A 19232-nucleotide genomic window follows, 5' to 3' on the forward strand; every position below is an offset into this window, starting at 1 on the left:
TGTCTCCTTTTCTGGGTTGCTCACTTTCTGAAGGCTTTGCATCTGTTGGTAAAGTGCTCATTGACCCTCATGCGCTCCCCCTAAGTCAACGGTCAGAAGCTCGGCTGCACACCCGTCTCAGCAGCCTGATAGGCCGAATTGACGCCAATTAGTGTCACCTCTCTCTTTACACCTTGACGTGTTTCTGAACAGATACGCACATCTTGAGCTTGAAAGGATATTTTAGACCGTGAACGTTCAAAAGCGGATCAGTTTTCAATTCGTTCGGGACGAAGTGAAGCGGCGGATCGAGACACGGGTCTGGCCCCAAGGTTCCTTGCTGCCGACCGAAACCCAGCTTGCCGAAGAGTTCAACTGCGCGCGCGCAACCGTCAACCGTGCGCTGCGCGAACTGGCAGAGCAAGGGTTCGTCGAGCGCAAGCGCAAGAGCGGAACGCGGGTCAAGAAATCACCCAGCAAACAGGCCAAGCTGGAACTGTCGCTGGCCCGTCAGATCGTCGAAGACCAGAACCAGACCTACCGCTATGCCCTGGTCGAGCGCAGCATCGACAAGAGCCCGGGCTGGCTCAGCTCGCAACTGGGTCTGCCGCCGCAATCGCAGATCCTGCATCTGGTGTGCATGCACTATGCCGACAACCGCCCGTTTCAGCACGAAGAACGCTGGATCAACATTTCGACCGTCCCCGAGGTTGAAGATGCCAATCTGGAAGAAGTCGGGCCGCATGAATGGCTGTTGAATGCGAACCCCTTCATTGACGCCGAGCTTGCACTCTACGCCATTTCCGCCGACAGCCACTTGGCAGATTATATGGGAACGACGACCGGGGCCGCGATGATTCAGCTTGAGCGCACGACATGGAAAGACGGACAGCCGGTTTCGTTTGCCCGCCTGACCCACCATCCTGGCTATTGCATCCGTACCCGCTACTGACCGCTAGCCTATCGGCCCGGGCAGGCGTTCTTCGCTCAGCAGTACATTTGCTTCGACGTCCCCGGCCCCCGGCAGGGTCATGATACGCCGACGCAGAACACGCTCGAAATCTGCCAGATCGCGTGCCACCACCCGCAGTCGGTAGTCATACAGGCCCAGTACGTGTTCCACGGTTTGGACTTCGGGAATGGCGCTAACGGCGCGTTCGAAATCCTCGAGGCTGACCTGGCCTTTGCGCGCCAGCTTGACGCCCAGAAATACTGTGACACCGAACCCCAGTGCCTCGGCGTTCAAGCGCAGCCTGCGCCCCTTGATGATGCCCGCCTGCTCCAGCCGCCGGATCCGGCGCCAGGTGGCAGGCTGCGACAGACCGAAACGCCGCCCCAGCGCACCTGCACTCTGCGTCGCGTCCTGAGCCAAAGCGCGCAGCAGTTTGCGGTCCAGTTCATCCAGTTCGATCATACCGGCAGCACCTCGTCCCGCTTGACCCGCGCGATGTGCATCAGGGCCTCGATATCGGCGATATGCGGCAGGGTCAGGATACGATCGCGATAGACCTGCTGATAATGCGCCATGTCCCGCGCGATGACGGACAGGCGGACATCCACCCGCCCCAGAAAGGTCTGGATCTCGATCACCTCGGGCACTTTGCGGGCGGCTTCGGTGAATTCGTCGAATGCGCGCGGCTGGGTTTTGTCCAGCGTCACCCGCAGCGACACCTCGACCGCATAGCCCATGGCGGACCAGTCGATCACGGCCTCCTGTCCCTGAATAATCCCGGCGGCCTGCATCTTCTCGATCCGGCGCCAGCACACGCCATTGCTGATCCGGCACCGCTCGGCCAGCTCGGCGGTGCTCAGGCTTGGGTCAGCCTGAAAATGGCGCAGGATACGGCGGTCGATGTCGTCAAGCATGACTTTTTCAAGTTTTCCGGTTTCTAAGAATTATTCTTCGCTTCTGTCGTCAATATCCAATGCCATCGCTCTCGCCAATAGCAATCACTGCAGATAGAACCGCAGCAATCGAAACAGAAAGGACCGGCAAAATGCGCGTCTATTACGATCGCGATTGCGACATCAACCTGATCAAGGACAAGAAAGTGGCCATTCTGGGCTATGGCTCCCAAGGCCACGCCCACGCGCTGAACCTGCGCGACTCGGGCGCCAAGAACCTGGTCGTCGCCCTGCGCGAAGGCTCGCCCTCGGCCAAGAAAGCGGAAGCCGAAGGCCTGCAGGTAATGGGCATCGCCGAGGCCGCGGCCTGGTGCGACGTCATCATGTTCACCATGCCCGACGAGCTTCAGGCCGAGACCTACAAGAAATATGTGCATGACAACATCAAGCCCGGCGCGGCCATCGCCTTTGCCCACGGCCTGAACGTGCATTTCGGCCTGATCGAGCCGAAAGAGGGCGTGGACGTCATCATGATGGCCCCCAAAGGCCCCGGCCACACCGTGCGCGGCGAATATGTCAAAGGCGGCGGCGTGCCGTGCCTGGTGGCCGTTCACACCGACGCGACCGGCAAGGCGCTGGAAATCGGCCTGTCCTACTGCTCGGCCATCGGCGGCGGCCGTTCGGGCATCATCGAGACCAACTTCCGCGAGGAATGCGAAACCGACCTGTTCGGCGAGCAGGCTGTTCTTTGCGGCGGTCTGGTCGAACTGATCCGCTGCGGCTTTGAAACCCTGGTCGAGGCCGGCTATGCGCCCGAGATGGCCTATTTCGAGTGTCTGCACGAGGTGAAGCTGATCGTGGACCTGATCTATGAAGGCGGCATCGCCAACATGGACTACTCGATCTCGAACACCGCGGAATACGGTCAATACGTCACCGGCCCCCGCATCCTGCCCTATGAGCAGACCAAGAAGGCGATGAAAGAGGTTCTGAACGACATCCAGCAAGGCAAGTTCGTGCGCGACTTCATGCTGGAAAACCAGGTCGGTCAGCCCACGATAAAGGCTTCGCGCCGGGCCAACGACGAACACCAGATCGAAGAAGTCGGCAAAAAGCTGCGGGGCATGATGCCCTGGATTTCGGCCGGCAAGTTGGTCGATCAGGAAAAGAACTAAGCCTTAACGGCTTGGACCCAAGGGCGGCCCCGGTGGCCGCCCTTTTCATACAGAATGGATGAACGGCCAGCGATGGTGCCTCAACCCAACATAAGCGACTGGAGCGGCGTCATTGCCCTCGGCCTGATCTGGGGCGGGACCTTCATGGTCGTCGCGATGGCGTTGGAAGGCTATGGCCCGATCACGGTGGCCACGGCGCGGACGACGCTGGGCGCGGTGATGCTGCTGGCCTTGATGGGGCTGTCCGGGCGGCGCATCCCCAGCCTGACACCAAGTCTGGCTTGGTCGGTAATCCTGATCGGTATCCTGTCCACCGCACTGCCTTTCGTACTGCTCAGCTGGGGGCAGCAATATGTACCCTCGGCCTTTGCCGGGTTGTCCATGGCCGCAATTCCGCTGATGGTGCTGCCGCTGGCGCATTTCTTTTCGGATGAACCGCTGAATGCACGCCGCTTCGTCGGGGTATCGCTGGGCTTTGCCGGCGCGCTGGTTCTGATCGGTCCGGGGCTGGCGCAACTGGGCAGCGGGGCCGAGCCGCTGGCACAGCTGGCCTGCATCGGGGCGGCGTTCTGCTATTCGGTGGCGTCGATCCTGACCCGGCGCTGCCCGCCGATCGACCCGGTGGTACTGGCCGCACTGACATTGGTGGTGGGCGCGGTGATCCTGCTGCCGATCATGTTGACGACCGAGGGCGTGCCCGCCCCGCAGGGTCTGCGCCCAACCCTTGCCTTGATCGTGCTGGGACTTGTGCCAACGGCCTTTGCGACGTTGCTGCGGGTGTCGATCATTCGCAGCGCCGGGTCGGTCTTCATGACGCTGGTGAACTATCAGGTGCCGGTCTGGTCGATGATCTTCGGCGCATGGATCCTGTCCGAGGCGCTGCCGCTGCGGTTCTACATCGCGCTGGCGCTGATCCTGACCGGAATGGCGATTAGCCAATGGTTCAGTTTGCGCAGGATGCTGTTGGGCTACTGACGCGCGGCGGCTTCGACCTCGGCCACGATCCCATCGACGACCTGTGCCAAAAGGGCGTCGTCCTCGCATTCCGCCATCACACGGATCAGGGGCTCGGTCCCCGACTTGCGGATCAGCAGCCGCCCCTGCCCGTTCAGCCGCGCCTCGGCATCGGCGATCGCGGCCTTGACCGTCTCCGCTTCCAGCGGGGCCTGACCTTCGCCGTATCGTACGTTCTTCAGCAGTTGCGGCACCGTCTCGAACTGTTGCGCCAGATCCGAGGCTTTGCGCCCCGAATTCACCATCTCGGCCAGGAAATGCAGCCCCGCCATCAGGCCATCACCCGTGGTGGCATAGTCGCTCATGACGATATGGCCGGATTGCTCACCGCCAAGGTTGAACCCGCCTTCCCGCATACGCTCGACCACATAGCGGTCACCGACCGCCGTCCGTTCCAGCCGCAGCCCGCGCGCGCCCAGAAACCGTTCCAGACCCAGGTTCGACATGACGGTCGCAACAAGCGCGCCGCCTTTCAGCCGTTCGGAAGTGGCCCAGGCGGTAGCCAGAAGGGCCATGAGTTGATCACCATCGGCGACCTGCCCGGTCTCATCCACGATCACCACCCGGTCGGCATCGCCGTCGAGGCAGATGCCCACATCCGCCCCATGCGCCACGACGGCCTCGGCCGCCACGCGCGGCTGGGTCGAGCCGCAACCCAGGTTGATGTTCTTGCCGTTGGGTGCCGTTCCCACCGGGATCACCTCGGCCCCCAGCTCCCACAGGACCTCGGGCGCGGTGCGGTGCGCGGCGCCGTTGGCGCAGTCGATCACCACCTTGAGGCCATCCAGACGCAGCTCGCGCGGCAGAGATGACTTGACCCGCTCGCCATAGCGGAACCGCGCGTCATCGACGCGCCGGGCGCGCCCGATATTCTGCGCCTGCGCGGGTTTGACCCCCTCTTCGATCAGCTGTTCGATTTCAAGTTCGGCCTGATCGGACAGTTTGAACCCATCGGGGCCAAAGAACTTGATCCCGTTGTCCTCGGCCGGGTTGTGGCTGGCCGAGATCATTACACCCAGATCGGCCCGCATCGACCGGGTCATCAGCCCGACTGCCGGTGTCGGCACCGGCCCCAGCAGCAGCACGTTCATGCCGGTCGACGTCAGACCCGCCGTCAGCGCGTTCTCCAGCATATAGCCCGACAGGCGCGTATCCTTGCCGATCACCACCCGGTGAACGCCCGAGCCATCCCGGCGGAAGTACCGCCCCACCGCCGCGCCGATCCGCAACGCCATCTCGGCCGTCATCGGATAGGTGTTGGCGGTGCCCCGCACCCCGTCGGTTCCGAACAGCTTGCGCATACCTGCTACTCCACAAAGTCCTGCCTGCGACCCGATTACCGGACAGCGGCCCACAGGCGCAAGGCCTGAGAGGTCTCGGCCACGTCATGCACCCGGATGATCTGCACACCTTGCGACAATCCTGCCAACGCAACGGCGATTGATCCCGGCGCGCGGGCATCCTTGCGCGGTTCCGCGCCGATCCGGCCGATGAAGCCCTTGCGTGACACACCCAGCAGGATCGGGCAACCCAACCCGTGAAACAGGCTGAGATTGCGCAGCAAGGTCAGGTTGTGGTCCTCGGTCTTGCCGAAACCGATGCCTGGATCAACGATGATCCGGCCCCGATCCAGCCCGAGGCCTTCCAGCCGGGCCACCTGCCCGGACAGGAAATCGTAGACGTCCAGCAGAACGTCGTTATAGGTCGGGTTGTCCTGCATCGTGGCCGGGTCGCCCTGCATGTGCATAACGCAGACCGGCGCATTGATTTCAGCGCAGAAAGCCCCAAGCGCGGGATCGAAGGTAAAGCCTGAAACATCGTTGATCAGCCCTGCCCCGGCCTCGACTGCGGCCCTGGCCACGGCGGATTTGCGCGTGTCGATCGAGATCAGCGCCGGTGTCTCAGCCCGGATCGCGCGGATCAAGGGCTGGGTGCGGGCGATCTCTTCGTCCTCGGGCACAAAATCCGCACCGGGGCGAGTGGATTCACCACCGATGTCCAGAATGGTCGCACCGTGCGCGACCATTTCCCGGGCTTCTTCACACGCGGCGTCGGGGGTGTTGTGCTTGCCACCGTCGGAAAAGCTGTCGGGCGTGGCGTTCAGAATGCCCATGATCTGCGGCTGCGCCATATCCAGTCCGGCAATCGCGGCGCGCGGTTGCGTCAGGCGGTCCAGCCACGTTTCAGGGATATCGGCAGCCGCAACAATCCGGGGTGCCGCGTCACGCTGCAGACATTCGGCATGGGTGAACCACAGGTCCTGCCCCGCCAGCAGCAAGGCCCCGTCCGGGCGCGCAGGCCCGTGTTGCACCAATGGGCGATAGTAGCTGGTCACAGTTGCGCCTGCTCCACCGGAACCGCCCGAAGCGGCGTTTTGGGCGACTCGGGCAGTTCCCCGCCAATGACCAGCATTTCGCTGGCCTCAAAGGTGGCGGCGAACCAGGCGGCCAAGGCCACCGCATCGGACGGCGCCGCCGAAGGCCCATCGACCGCATCCAGCACGATCTTGGACGGTGCCCAGACACAGATCTGACCGTTCTTCATGGCCCAGTCCAGTTCGGTCCGGGTCGAGACGACGACGCAGCGATGATCACGCGCGGCCAGCACCCAAGCGTTCTGCTCGATCGCTAGCAGGTCGATCCGGCGCTGGGTCATGGCATGGCCGGTCTGCGGCACCGGCAGATCGGAGGCGCCCACGCAAAGAATCAGCGGTCGCTGCCGGTTTTCCAACTGGTCGATCCAGCCCGACAAATTTTTGGACTCAATCGCTGCGTTCGACAGAAAGACCAGCCGGGGATGTGGGCGCTCTTCTTCGATGACATCGTGATGGACGGCATCCTTGCCACGAACGATTTCGACGCCCAAAGCACCCGGACCGCGATCCAGTTTTTCAATGCGTACAAAAGCTCTTACCGCCTGAGGTTCAAGCAAGATCCGCTCAGCTATTCGATCCGCCAGCGTTTCGAGCAAGTTCAGACGCTCGGCTGCCAGTTCATAGGCGATGGCCTCGGTCACCCGGTCATAGGACAGGATGCGATCGACATCATCGTCGATGTTTTCGGTCAGCGGACGCACTTCGACCACAATGTTGAAACAGATGCGCTGGGTGGTGCCCCGTTCGGCCTGAAAGGCGCCGATCTCGACCTCGACAATGTGGTCGCGCAACGAGATACGATCCAGCGGCCCGCGTGGCGCAGTCGCCTCGGACCGTTCGGACGGGTGCGCAAAGGCAAGGCGGATTTCAGTACTCATGGCACGGGCCTTTTCGGGCAGCTTGGACAGGTTTGCCCAATTTAGTGGTTCCGCGCGGCTATAGCATTCAAGCAAACGCCATTCCAGCCGCCGAATGCGGCGTCAGGTGACGCGGTACCAACTCATCATACCCGATGCGGCGTGTCCAAGCATATGGCAATGCAGCAGCCAGTTGCCCGGGTTATCGGTGACCAGCGCGATCTCGCGGGTTTCGCCACGTTCGACCAGAACCGTATCGCGCCATGGCCCAAGACTTCCGTCCGGCAAGATGAGCCGAAAGTGGTGACCATGCAGGTGCATCGCGTGCGGGAATACCGTTTCGTTCACGAAGGCGATCCGGTGAACGCTTCCCAAGGGCGCGTCAAGAAACGGGTCATCGGGTCGCTCGGCGTAGCCATTCAGCGCCCAGAACCGCCCCAGCTGAGCCAGTTCCCGGCCCGAGAGCTCGGTCTCGCCAATCCGCGCGCTTTCAAGCCAGCGCATGGCACCGCCCTGCAGCCTCATCTCATGCCGCGGTACGTTGTTGAGATCCGTCAATTTCGGAAGCGGGTTCGGCGGCAATGGCCGAACTCCCGACCGGGGAGCGGAAGCCGCCTGCCCTGCCACAGAAAATCGGGCCAAACCAAAGGCGCCGTCACGTTCCTGACTGAACAGGCTGGCCGTTTCCGCATCCGCAGCCAGCACATCCACCAACAAATCCGCACGTTGTGCCGGCGCCAGCGGGAACGTGTCCTCAATCGGGATCGGCTCGGCCAAAGGCATTCCATCCAGCGCGACGATCCATCCGGACATTCCGTCGAGGCCCACGGTGAAGACACGCGCATTCGCGGCGTTGACCAACCTCAGACGCAGGCGTTGGTTTTGTTGAACAGGAAAGGATGGGTCGAATGCTCCATTGACGGTAGTGAGGTTTCCCAGCCGACCAGCATGGCTGAGGTCATGACCGTTGTCGAAGTCTTGGGTAATCTGGGCCGTTTCCGGATCAAGTCGCCAGTCATCGAGCATCAGCACCAGATCCTGCTCCACATCCGGCGCTTCGGACTCGTGCACGATCAAAGGGCCATACAGGCCACGGGCCACCTGTTCGACTGACTTGTTATGCGCATGATACCAATAGGTTCCGGCGTCCGGCACGATGAAATCATAGTCGAAGGTCGCGCCGCTTGGAACCGCATCCTGAGTAAGCCCCGGCACGCCATCCATAACGTTGTCGATGCGGATACCGTGCCAATGAACCGAGGTGGCTTGCGGTAATTCGTTCACCAAGCGGCGTTGAACCCGCTCGCCTTGCTGCAGATGGATTTGGCTGCCTGGCACCGACCCATCAAAGCCCCAGATTTCGGTTTCCGGAAACCCCGGAGGGGCGATCAACTGAGCGCCCTCGCGCGCAGTCAGGGTCAGCGGCGCGGAGCGCGCTAGCGTTGGAAACACCGCAAGCGCGGCGGCAGATTTCAAAAGGCTTCGGCGGCTCAGATTCATTGCGGATCTCCTTGCCCGCAATATAGCCCTTGGTTTCACCCGCGCCATCAACGTTCCAGCGCGGGTGCGTCAATGCGCGCTAGTTGCTCGCAGTGCGGTAGTTGTGGCGATAGAAGATATGCACACCGATACGCGCAGTTTCCTTGTAAACGCGCGACCACGACGGGCGCACCGCCTTGGTGTGGTAATGCGTGGCCCCCGACGTCAGCGGGTCGCTGACCCCCTCGATCGCCGCCTTGGCAACTTTGGCCACCCGCTCATAGGCTTTCTTCTCGTGAATGACTTCCTTGCGGCCGTCACAGGTATAGGTGAACTGGCACTGGTATTTCTTGCCTGTTCCCTGACGGATCACGCCGCAGACGGTGTTCGGGAAACGGGTGCTTTCCACCCGGTTCAAAATCACCTCGGCAACCGCGAATTGGCCGCGCACGCTCTCTCCGCGCGCTTCGAAATACAGGGCCTCGGCCAAGCATTTCAGATCTTCGCCACCGCTGGCTTTGGGCTGTTGGTCCAGCCAGGCCTTGGTGTAGGAAATCTCAACCGGTTGGACCTCTTTCCTAGGTTGGAACAGCTTCAGATAGTCGCGAAAGCTTTGTCCCGGCACCTCGTTGCGCGACACCAGTTCGCGCTTGGCAGTTTCGGTGGCTTCCCTCTCGGCAACGGACGCACTCGGCATCACGGTTGCCGCCGCAATGGCAACAGCCAGTATATATCGTAGCATCAGATAACCTCGCACAGGCACTTCACGCGCCATACCCTCCCCCGGCGGGCGCGACGGGGTCATAACGCAGAAGGCGCGAAAGGTCCAGTTCTGAGGAAAAAGCAAGAAAAATCTTGCCCGCGGGGCCAAAATTAATCAGCCACAGGTCCATCCCGAAACCACTATTCCTAGGGCTTTGACGGCCTGTCAACCCCCAAGTTTTGACGAAATCGCCAACTGAGCGGCAGCCAGCCGAGCGACCGGGACTCGGAAGGGTGAACAGGACACATAATCGAACCTCAAATCCCGACAAAGGGCGATTGATTCGGGGTTGCCGCCATGTTCACCACAGACCGAAAGCGTGACATCGGGCCGAGCTGTACGCCCCCGCTCCGAGCCCAGCTTGAGCAGTTCGCCGACCCCATCGGCGTCCAGAACATGGAACGGATCCTCGGTGAACACCCCCTGCCGGACATAGGCTGACATGAAGCGTCCCGCGTCGTCGCGCGATAGGCCATAGGTCATCTGTGTCAGGTCGTTGGTGCCGAAGCTCAGGAACGAGGCATGAGGAGCGATTTCCTCGGCGCGCAAACAGGCCCGGGGCGTTTCGACCATCACACCCAACCGGTATTCAAACTCCTGACCACGCTCGGTCGCGACGGCTGCGGCAACCGTGTCCACCCGCGCCTTGATCAGTTCGACCTCGCGCTTGGCCGAAACCAGCGGGATCATGACCTCGGGCACCACCGGCGCGCCATTTTTGCTGGCTTCGAGCGTCGCCTCGAAGATCGCGCGGGCTTGCATGTCATAGATCTCGGGCACCGTGATACCAAGGCGCACGCCCCGCAACCCCAGCATGGGGTTGTACTCGCTCATTTCGTCCACCCGACGCTCCACATCCGAAACCGGAAGGTCCAGCGCTTCGGCCAGTTCGCGCTGCCCGCTGCGCGTGGTCGGCAGAAACTCGTGCAGAGGCGGATCGAACAGTCGGATGCAGACGGGCTGCCCTTCCATGATCCGGAAAAGCTGCACAAAATCATCGCGTTGCATCGGAAGCAACCGCTCGAGAACCGCCGCGCGTCCCGATGAAGTCTGAGCGAAAATCATCTCGCGCATCACGATCAGACGACCGGGGTCGAAAAACATATGCTCGGTTCGGCACAACCCAATCCCCTGCGCCTGGAAGTTTCGCGCAGCCTGCGCGTCGGCAGGAGTGTCGGCATTGGCACGAATTGATATGTCTCGCTCGGCGTCGGCCCAGCTCATCAAGGTTTGAAAACAGTCATCCAGTGCAGCTTCGAGCATCGCCGGCTCGCCCGCCAACACCTGGCCCGAGCTTCCGTCAATCGTCAGAATGTCGCCTGTGGTGAAAACGCGGCCGTCCGGAACGGTAAGCTGCTTTTTCTTGGTCTGGAACCGCATCTCGGACGCGCCGACGATACAGGGCAGCCCCAGCCCGCGCCCGATCACGGCCGCATGGCTGGTCATGCCACCCTTTTCGGTCAGTACGGCGACCGCGGCGTGCATGCCGCGCACATCCTCGGGCGAGGTTTCACGGCGCACCAGAATGCAGGGCTCGCCGCGCGCGGCGCTGGCCTGTGCCTCGGCCGAAGTGAACACGATCCGGCCGGTGGCCGCCCCGGGACTGGCCCCGATACCCGTGGTCAGCACGTCACGCTTGGCCTCGGGATGCACCTGACGGTGCAGTAACTCATTCAGAGAATGCGGGTCGATCCGCATGACGGCTTCCTGCGGGGTGATGATGCCATCCTCGGCCAATCGAACAGCGATCCGCATGGCGGCGCGGGCGCTGCGCTGAACGCGGACCCCGTCCAGAATATGCACCTTGCCGTTTTCGATCACGAATTCGACCTGCATCTCTTCGCGCAATTTGCGCCGCATCAACGCCGCATGGGCCTTGAGGTCGGCAAAGGCCTGAGGCGCAACATCCTCGAGCGCTTGCCCGCGCGGGTCCTTTTCAAGGTAGAGGGCCGCAACCCCCTCGCCCAGCGCATCGCGCCCTTGGCTTTGGCTCAGGTAGCGGCCTGTGATCTGCGGCATGCCGGTCGAGGTATTCACCAGCTGCAGCACACCCGATCCGCATTCGCCCTGACCGACGCCCGGGATCATCTCCTGAATGACAAGGCCCAGTCCGGCATCCGCCGGAGCGCCCTTGGCCTGCCGCAGCAGACGGGCGGACGTACCATCCCACGCCCGCGCCATCGAGCGCAGGACCGCCAGCAACTGCTCGCCCCGGTCCTGGGGGAACGCTTCGTCCGTTTCGTCCTCATAGGCGCGCAGGGTCTGGCGCAGGCCTTCGCGACCATCGGCTTCGATGTCGTCGAAAACGTCCGCGTCCAGTCGCGCAACGTGGATCGCATAACTTTGGACGAACCGCAGATACAGTGCGGCAGCGGCCTCGGGACCCATCTTGTCGGACAATTCCACGAAACGGGCATCGTTCATCCCGATGTTCAGAACCGCGCCGGGGCCACCCCAGTCAGGGTCCTCGGAACTGGGGCGAACGCACAGCAAGGCCGATGCGTCGAACTGTTCAAGTATGGCTTCGATTGCCGGGATATCGCCGTCAGCGATCCGCCGCACCTGATCGAAGGACAGAGCCACCGTACGCGGTACGGGAAGGTCCAACCGCACAAGGCGCTGCAGACATTTCGCCCGGCCGCCATGCGTGTCGGCGGCGACAGGAGCATCAGGAGTGATGAGCGTGGTATGCGGATTATTCTGCACTGCGGCACCTTTTGGTTTCACCGCAGCATAAGCGCCCTAGCCTTCCGCGCAAGGGCCTTGTGGGCGCGCCAGAGCGCGCCCACAAGGTCAGCCTTCGATCTTGGTCAGGTCCGCGACGCTGGAGCAGATCTGGCGGATCTGGCTCAGCAGATTCAGGCGGTTGCGGCGCAGCACGGCATTGTCGGAATTGACCTGGACGTCCTCGAAGAACGCGTCGATCGGCCCGCGCAGCGCGGCCATGGCCGCCATCGCCGCCGGGAAATCCTCAGCCTTGAGTGCCGGTGCAATCTTGGCCTGAGCTTGATCCAGCGCGGCGAACAGGGCCTTTTCGCTGTCGGTCTCGGCGAATTTCAGATCGGCACCGAACGAGTATTCGACCCCGTCCTTCTCCTCGGCCTGGGTCAGGATGTTGTTGGCGCGCTTGAAGCCCTGCACCAGGTTTTCGCCATCTTCGGTCGCGATCACCACATTCAACGCGCGGGCGCGCTTGACCAGCAGGTTGAGGTCGTCATTGCCGTCCATCGCGATGCAGGCGTCTATCACGTCGTGGCGAATGCCCTCGTCACGTAGGAAGACCTTGAGGCGGTCGTGGAAGAAGGTCAGAAGATCCTCGGACGTATCGGGCACCTTCCGTTCAAGATGCAGAAAATCCGTCACTTGGTGTTTCCCGGCCTCGTCGCCCGCAAGCTTCTCCATCACCGCGCGGAACGCTGCTCCGAAAACACCGTGATCGGCGATCTCATCCAACAGCTCTGCGACATGCTCGTCGTGCAAGGCCTCGTTCGAAGCCGCTTCGGCCCGAACCAGTTGCGCGTCGAAGAAACGGTTGAGATTCATTCGCAGATCATTGTTCAGGATCAATCGGGTCACCCCCAACGCCGCGCGGCGCAGCGCAAACGGGTCTTTCGACCCGGTCGGCTTTTCATCAATCGCCCAGAACCCGGTCAGCGTGTCCAGCTTGTCGGCAAGCGCCACGGTCACCGAGAGCGGCGCGGTTGGCACGTCATCCGACGGGCCCAGCGGCGAGTAGTGCTCCTGCGCCACGGCGGCCACGGCGGCGTCTTCTCCAGCGGCCTCAATGTAATACCGCCCCATAAGCCCCTGAAGTTCGGGGAATTCATAGACCATCTCCGAACTCAGATCGGCCTTGGCCAGCCGCGCGGCCTTCTCGGCCTGGTCCGGGTCGGCGCCCGTGACCGTGGCCAGTTCGCGGGCCAGCGCGGCAATGCGGTCGATCCGCTGCGCCTGGGTGCCCAGCTTGTTGTGGAAGGTCACGTTTTCAAGTGCACGGGTCCATTGCGTGATGTCTGCCTTGGCAACGCGCAGGTCGTTCTCCCAAAAGAACTTCGCATCGGCCAGACGCGCCGACAGCACCTTCTGGTTTCCAGCCAGGATGGTCGCGCCATTGTCGGTGGTCTCGCGGTTGGCCACGGTGATGAACCGTTCAATCCGCCCCGTTGCGGGGTTGCGGACCGAGAAGAATTTCTGGTGCTCTTTCATCGAGGTCTGCAGTACCTCGGGCGGCAGGTCGAGGAATTCATCGTCGATCTGCCCCATCAGCACCACCGGCCATTCGACCAGCCCGGCCACCTCGGCCAGCAGGCCCTTGTCCTCGACCACCTCCAGACCGGCGGCAAAGGCCATGTTCTGTGCGTCGTTCCAGATGTGCTCGGCCCGTTCCTCGGGCGACAGCACGACGAAGGCGCGCTTCAGCTTGGCGGCGTAATCCTCGAACCCGGTCACGGCAAACCGGCCCGGCGCCATGAAGCGATGGCCCTCGGTGGTGTCACCGGCGGTGATCCCGTCGATCTCCATCGGCACGACCTGCGCGCCGGCTTCATCGCTGAGGATGCACAGGATCGAATGCAGAGGGCGCACCCAGCGCAGGGAGGAGCTGCCCCAGCGCATGGATTTCGGCCAGGGGAAGTTGCGGATCGTGTCGGCCAGAACCTCGGCCACGATCTCGGCCGCCGGGCGGCCCGGTTTCTCGATGGTGGCGAAATAGACCGCACCTTTGGGCGTGTCCCGTTCCTCGAGCTGGTCGCGGCTGATCCCTGCGCCCCGCAGGAAGCCTTCGATGGCTTTTTCGGGCGCGCCAACCTTGGGTCCCTTGCGCTCCTCGCGGATGGTGGGGCTTTCCGCCAGCAGCCCCTCGACCGCCAGCGTCAGGCGGCGCGGCGTGGTCAGGGCGTGCGCATGGGCATAGGTCAGACCGGCCTCGACCAGACCGTCGGTGATCCGTTTTTTCAGATCCTCGCCGGCGCGGGTCTGCATGCGCGCGGGGATTTCCTCGGAAAACAGTTCGATCAGCAGGTCGGGCATTTTCGATCCTTAGAAATTGACGATCGTCTGGATGACGATGGCATTGGCGATATCCACGAAGAATGCGGATACAAGGGGGAGCACGATAAAGGCAATAGGCGAAGGCCCGTATCGCTTGGTTACGGCGGTCATATTGGCAATTGCGGTCGGTGTCGCGCCCAGCGCGAAGCCGCCGAACCCCGCAGCCAGCACGGCCGCACGGTAGTTGGCGCCCATGACCGGAAACAGAACCCAGATCACGAAGGCCACCGCAAACAACGTCTGCGCCGTCATGATCACCACGATGGACAGGCCCAGATCGGCGATGGTCCACAGTTGCAGGCTCATCAGCGACATGGCCAGAAACGCGCCCAGCGCGAATTCCGAGATCAGCGCCAGCGACGGCGTGCGCGACACCGGCGCGGCGCGCGGGGCCAGCAGCGGGCGCATGTTGCCGATCACGATACCCATGATCAGGCAGGGCACGAACAGCGGCAGTTTCAAACCCGCGGCCAGGATCACCTCGGACAGAGCATAGCCCGCGATGATGGCCATGTTCAGGTACAGCAGCACCCGCATCACCGTCAGGTGGTCGATCTTCGCGGCCGCGTCTGACGGCTCGTCGGGCACGCCGATCGTGTGTTCTTCGTCCGGCCGGTTTGGCGACAGGTCGCGCCCTTCGATCAACAGGCGCGCGATAGGGCCACCAACCAGCGCGGCCAGAACCAGGCCCAGGGTCGCCACGGCCACCCCCAGTTCAGTCGCTCCCTCAAGCCCGGTGACCTGCGCAACCTCGGGCGCCCAGGCGATGGCGGTGCCGTGGCCGCCGATCAGGGCGGCCGACCCGAACAGAACGCCGGACTGCGCCGGATAGCCGAAGGCCGCCGCCCCCGCCGCGCCGATCAGGTTCTGCGCCACGATCGTCAGCAACGTCAGGATCAGCAGCAGCACCAGAGGCTTTCCGCCCGCGATCAGATCGGACAGCCGGGCATTCAGGCCGATCCCGACAAAGAACAGCACCAGCAGGAAATCCCGCGCGGTCAGGTCGAACTCCAGCTCCATACCGAACAGCAGATACAGCGTCAGAACCACCAACGAGGCCAACAGACCTCCGGTTACGGGTTCGGGAATGTTGAATCGGCGCAGAACCTCTGTGCGGGCGTTGATCTCGGCGCCCATCAGGTAGACGGCAAAGCCCAGCGTTGCCGTCAGAAATCCGGGGATTTCAACGATGAACCCCATCCCGCCCACTCAGTTTTCCGGTCGGGGCGGGCACTCTTCGCCGACAACCGTTCCGTCATAGGCCTTTTCGCCGCAGTTGTTCAGGGCATGCCAGGCAAAGCCCGAGCCGTCCTGCGTCACCGCGACGATCCGATCAACGCCGTAGTGGATATTCTTGACCCCTATGAAAGCGCGGGCGGATCCGTTCGCCAACGCCTCGGCCAGAGTAGCCGCATCATAGCAGTCGAACCAACCTGGGGCCGTCAGCGGCTCGGCCTTTTCGCCGCTCATGTAGCGGACGGCCAGCTGTTCCGGCTTCAGATCTGTCTGGAAACAAGCCCGATACCGGATCGGAGAGCTGTCGGCGTCGATCGCCTGAAACGCGCTGTAGGCAATTGGCACCGGTTGGCCGGTCGCGGTTTCGGTCAGAACAACATCCTGACCGGGTGAGGGTTCGACCTCGTAGTAGTAGCCGTAGACCTGCAGGTAATACATGCTGACGCCAGCAATGACGGCGCAAGCGACCAACAGAATTGCCAGCATTTTCCCGGTCATGCGCGATCCTCCTGTGGGGTGCGACGAGCCATCAGGCCTCAAAACCTGCGGCCTCGGTCTGCACGAAGGCATCGGCGCATTGCTTCGCTAGCGCGCGCACCCGCCCGATATAGGCCTGCCGCTCGGTCACCGAAATCACGCCGCGCGCGTCCAGGAGGTTGAAGATATGGCTGGCCTTGATGCACTGGTCATAAGCAGGATGCGCCATGATGATCCGCTTGCCCGTTTTGGGGTCAACGTTTTCCTGGCTCAGGATCGCGGCGCATTCTTCCTCGGCCTCTTCGAAGTGGCGCAGCAAAACCTCGGTGTTGGCCACATCAAAGTTCCAACGGGCGTATTCCTCTTCGGTTTGCTTGAAGATGTCGCCATATGTCAGCGGGCTGGGCGATTGCGGGTCGTTGAAGGGCATGTCCATTACGTGGTCGATGCCCAGAACATACATCGCCAGCCGTTCCAGACCATATGTCAGCTCGCCCGAGACCGGCGCGCAGTCATGGCCGCCGACCTGCTGGAAATAGGTAAACTGGCTGACTTCCATGCCGTCGCACCAGACCTCCCAGCCCAGGCCCCATGCGCCCAGGGTGGGGCTTTCCCAGTCATCCTCGACGAAACGGATGTCGTGCAGGTCCATGTCGATGCCGATGGCCTGAAGGCTGCCCAGATACAGCTCTTGCAGGTCCGGAGGGCTGGGTTTGATCAGCACCTGGTACTGATAGTAATGCTGCAAGCGGTTGGGGTTCTCGCCATAGCGCCCATCGGTCGGACGGCGCGACGGTTGAACGTAGGCCGCAGCCCAGGGTTTGGACCCCAAAGCCCGCAGGGTGGTTGCAGGGTGGAACGTACCGGCACCGACCTCCATGTCGTATGGCTGCAGGATGGCACAGCCCTTCGAGGCCCAGTAGTTCTGAAGCCGCAGGATGATTTCCTGAAATGAACGTGGTGCGCTGGACGGTTCGGTCATGACATTCCCTTTGGGCGCGGATTTGCCCGGTTCCGGTCGGTTTTGCCCTTCCTATGCAAGGGGCAAAGGGGCGTCAACGGGCCAATGTCCACCTGCTGTCACTGTGCCGCCACACCAGAAATTCCCCGTATCGTGGGCATAGCGTTTTCACCCCTGAATCGCGTAAGTTGAGGCAAAGCCAAAACACCGCATAAAACGGGCAGAAAATGACACGCATATTCGTTGCAATTCTTTTACTGATTACAGTCGGCATGCGCGCTGCGTATGCTCAACAGGGGGCTGACGCAGGCGTCTGGGTTCAGGTCGAAGCGCAGCCATCGCTGCGCGAGGCACAGGACCGGGCGCAAGTCTATGCCAATGCCCTGCCCGACGTGAACGGGTTCCGCCTGAACAGCGGCTGGTACGCCATAGTGATCGGCCCCTATCTGCGGGCCGACGCCGAGCAGGTGCTGCGCGTCTACCGGGCCGAACGGCAGATCCCCTCAGACAGTTTCATCACATTTTCAGGCGCCCTCGGGCAGCAGTTCTGGCCAATCGGCGCCAATGTCCTGAACCGCGGGGCAATCACAGCGCCCGTTCAGCCCGAGCCGCAGCCAGAGCAGCCTCAGGCCGGTCTGACACCGCAACCTTCGGACGAGACGAGATCACAGGCCCTGCAGTCCGAGCGGCTGCTGAGCGGACAGGAACGAAAAGACCTGCAAACCGCATTGCAGGCTGCCGGGTTCTACAGTTCGACCATTGACGGGGCATTCGGCCAAGGTACACGCCGGTCGATGGCGGAATGGCAGCGGTTCAACGGCTTTGAACCGACCGGTGTCCTGACGACGGCACAGCGCAAGGCTTTGATGGATGACTACAATGCCCCGCTGATCAGCGTCGGCATGGCCCGCCACGTCGATGATCGCGCCGGGATTTCCGTCGATCTGCCGCTTGGAGTGATTTCCTTCGACCGATACGAGGCGCCGTTCGCGCATTTCAATTCCAGCGGAGATCTAGACGCACGGGTCGTATTGATTAGCCAAGAGGGCAGCAAAACCACTTTGCGCGCGCTGTTCGAGGCGATGCAATCGCTTGAGATCGTGCCGCTGAACGGCCCGCGTGAGCTGCGTGGCGACAGGTTTACCATCGAAGGCCGTGGCAACGGGATCGTATCCTATACACAAGCCAATCTGAGCGACGGCAAGATCAAAGGCTTCACCCTTGTCTGGCCCGAAGGCGATGACGCACGCCGCGTCCGGGTTCTGGCGGCAATGACCGCCAGCTTTGAAACCACCGATGGTGTTCTTGATGCTGGGGCTGGCGCCAATGCCGAGCAAAGCATCGACTTGATGTCCGGTCTCCAACTCAGAAAACCACGGTTGTCTCGGTCAGGCTTTTTTGCCGATCCCAACGGTCTGGTCCTGACCGTGGCCGAGGCTGTGCAGAACTGCACCCGCGTCACCCTTGAGGACGGTCAGGAACTGCAAACCGCGTGGAGCGATCCCGAACTGGGCGTGGCAGTCCTGCGCCCCAACAAGACGCTGGCACCGATGGCCGTTGCGGCCTTGAACGAAGCCCAGCCTCGCCTGCAATCTGAAGTGGCCGTCGCGGGATACTCATATGGGGGCGCTTTGGGGGCTCCGACCCTGACCTACGGCAAGATCGCCGATATCCGCGGGCTGAACGGAGAGGCCGGTGTGACCCGCCTGAGCCTGACCGCACAACCCGGAGACGCCGGCGGCCCGGTATTCGATGATCACGGCAACGTGGTCGGAATGCTGCTGCCTGCGCGGACCGAGGGGCGCACCCTGCCCCGCGATGTCAGCCTGGCTGCCGCGGCCGACCGCCTTCACGAGATCCTGTCAAAGGCCGGGGCAACGGCTCAGACAGCGCAGGAAACCGGCCAGGTTTCGCCCGACGAGTTGAACCGCCGCGCGACTGGCATGACCGTGCTGGTGAACTGCTGGGGTTGACCGAAAGTCACGAACAGAATTTGAAGGCGCCGCAGGACATTGCGGCGCCT

At 62.4% G+C, this 19232-nt stretch carries 17 protein-coding genes; 4 read left to right on the top strand and 13 right to left on the bottom strand.

All coding sequences use genetic code 11. From position 1 onward, the window contains the following. Window positions 1–229: 229 nt before the first annotated feature. Window positions 230–931, top strand: coding sequence for a histidine utilization transcriptional repressor HutC (locus GOW72_RS19085; protein ID WP_170366434.1), 702 nt, complete (start codon window positions 230–232; stop codon window positions 929–931). Between the two features lie 3 nt (window positions 932–934). On the opposite strand, the gene GOW72_RS07815 is transcribed toward GOW72_RS19085, so the two are convergent. Both GOW72_RS07815 and GOW72_RS07820 read right to left on the bottom strand, forming a co-directional pair. Then, complete coding sequence (locus tag GOW72_RS07815; RefSeq protein ID WP_170363151.1) at window positions 935–1393, bottom strand: Lrp/AsnC family transcriptional regulator; 459 nt, start codon at window positions 1391–1393, stop codon at window positions 935–937. Next, the gene (locus GOW72_RS07820) at window positions 1390–1845 is read right to left on the bottom strand and encodes an Lrp/AsnC family transcriptional regulator (RefSeq protein ID WP_170366436.1); all 456 of its coding nucleotides are present in this window, start codon (window positions 1843–1845) and stop codon (window positions 1390–1392) included. Before GOW72_RS07820 ends, GOW72_RS07815 begins: the two co-directional genes overlap by 4 nt. Before the next feature lie 131 nt (window positions 1846–1976). On the opposite strand from GOW72_RS07820, the gene ilvC reads away from it, so the two are divergent. Further along, window positions 1977–2999: a ketol-acid reductoisomerase gene (gene ilvC / locus GOW72_RS07825; RefSeq protein WP_093962496.1), complete on the top strand. Its 1023-nt coding sequence runs from the start codon at window positions 1977–1979 to the stop codon at window positions 2997–2999. 72 nt (window positions 3000–3071) lie between these two features. Further along, on the top strand, window positions 3072–3974 hold the full coding sequence (locus tag GOW72_RS07830) for a DMT family transporter (protein ID WP_170366770.1): 903 nt from the start codon (window positions 3072–3074) through the stop codon (window positions 3972–3974). Here GOW72_RS07830 and glmM read toward each other — a convergent pair. The 11 genes from glmM to GOW72_RS07880 form a co-directional block, all read right to left on the bottom strand. Continuing rightward, entirely contained in the window at window positions 3968–5314 is a 1347-nt protein-coding gene (gene glmM / locus GOW72_RS07835) for a phosphoglucosamine mutase (RefSeq protein ID WP_170337916.1), read from the bottom strand. The two genes, GOW72_RS07830 and glmM, sit on opposite strands and share 7 nt — an antisense overlap. A gap of 35 nt (window positions 5315–5349) precedes the next feature. Beyond that, window positions 5350–6348: a dihydropteroate synthase gene (gene folP, locus GOW72_RS07840; RefSeq protein WP_170366438.1), complete on the bottom strand. Its 999-nt coding sequence runs from the start codon at window positions 6346–6348 to the stop codon at window positions 5350–5352. Further along, window positions 6345–7265, bottom strand: coding sequence for a dihydroneopterin aldolase (locus tag GOW72_RS07845; protein ID WP_170366440.1), 921 nt, complete (start codon window positions 7263–7265; stop codon window positions 6345–6347). The genes folP and GOW72_RS07845 overlap by 4 nt, the downstream gene beginning before the upstream one ends. Before the next feature lie 102 nt (window positions 7266–7367). Further along, window positions 7368–8744 carry a multicopper oxidase family protein gene (locus GOW72_RS07850; protein ID WP_170366442.1) on the bottom strand — a complete coding sequence of 459 codons (1377 nt, stop codon included), beginning with the start codon at window positions 8742–8744 and terminating at the stop codon, window positions 7368–7370. A gap of 79 nt (window positions 8745–8823) precedes the next feature. Beyond that, window positions 8824–9465: a cell wall hydrolase gene (locus GOW72_RS07855; protein ID WP_170337909.1), complete on the bottom strand. Its 642-nt coding sequence runs from the start codon at window positions 9463–9465 to the stop codon at window positions 8824–8826. Between the two features lie 22 nt (window positions 9466–9487). Further along, a complete protein-coding gene (locus GOW72_RS19030) occupies window positions 9488–9616 on the bottom strand; it encodes a hypothetical protein (protein WP_280525646.1) in 129 nt (42 codons plus the stop codon). A 35-nt stretch (window positions 9617–9651) separates the two neighbouring features. Beyond that, the gene (locus tag GOW72_RS07860) at window positions 9652–12213 is read right to left on the bottom strand and encodes a putative PEP-binding protein (RefSeq protein ID WP_170366444.1); all 2562 of its coding nucleotides are present in this window, start codon (window positions 12211–12213) and stop codon (window positions 9652–9654) included. A 66-nt stretch (window positions 12214–12279) separates the two neighbouring features. Then, the gene (gene glyS, locus GOW72_RS07865) at window positions 12280–14514 is read right to left on the bottom strand and encodes a glycine--tRNA ligase subunit beta (protein ID WP_170366446.1); all 2235 of its coding nucleotides are present in this window, start codon (window positions 14512–14514) and stop codon (window positions 12280–12282) included. A 9-nt stretch (window positions 14515–14523) separates the two neighbouring features. Next, the gene (gltS, locus tag GOW72_RS07870; RefSeq protein WP_170366447.1) at window positions 14524–15735 is read right to left on the bottom strand and encodes a sodium/glutamate symporter; all 1212 of its coding nucleotides are present in this window, start codon (window positions 15733–15735) and stop codon (window positions 14524–14526) included. Window positions 15736–15744: 9 nt separating this feature from the next. Beyond that, a complete protein-coding gene (locus tag GOW72_RS07875) occupies window positions 15745–16269 on the bottom strand; it encodes a DUF6446 family protein (RefSeq protein ID WP_170363140.1) in 525 nt (174 codons plus the stop codon). Window positions 16270–16300: 31 nt separating this feature from the next. After that, window positions 16301–17230: a glycine--tRNA ligase subunit alpha gene (locus tag GOW72_RS07880; protein ID WP_093962505.1), complete on the bottom strand. Its 930-nt coding sequence runs from the start codon at window positions 17228–17230 to the stop codon at window positions 16301–16303. A 206-nt stretch (window positions 17231–17436) separates the two neighbouring features. On the opposite strand from GOW72_RS07880, the gene GOW72_RS07885 reads away from it, so the two are divergent. Then, window positions 17437–19182, top strand: coding sequence for a trypsin-like peptidase domain-containing protein (locus tag GOW72_RS07885; protein ID WP_170366450.1), 1746 nt, complete (start codon window positions 17437–17439; stop codon window positions 19180–19182). The last annotated feature ends 50 nt before the right edge of the window (window positions 19183–19232 follow it).

The sequence above is a fragment of the Ruegeria arenilitoris genome (genome assembly GCF_013032855.1).
In the GTDB taxonomy this organism is placed as follows: domain Bacteria; phylum Pseudomonadota; class Alphaproteobacteria; order Rhodobacterales; family Rhodobacteraceae; genus Ruegeria; species Ruegeria arenilitoris.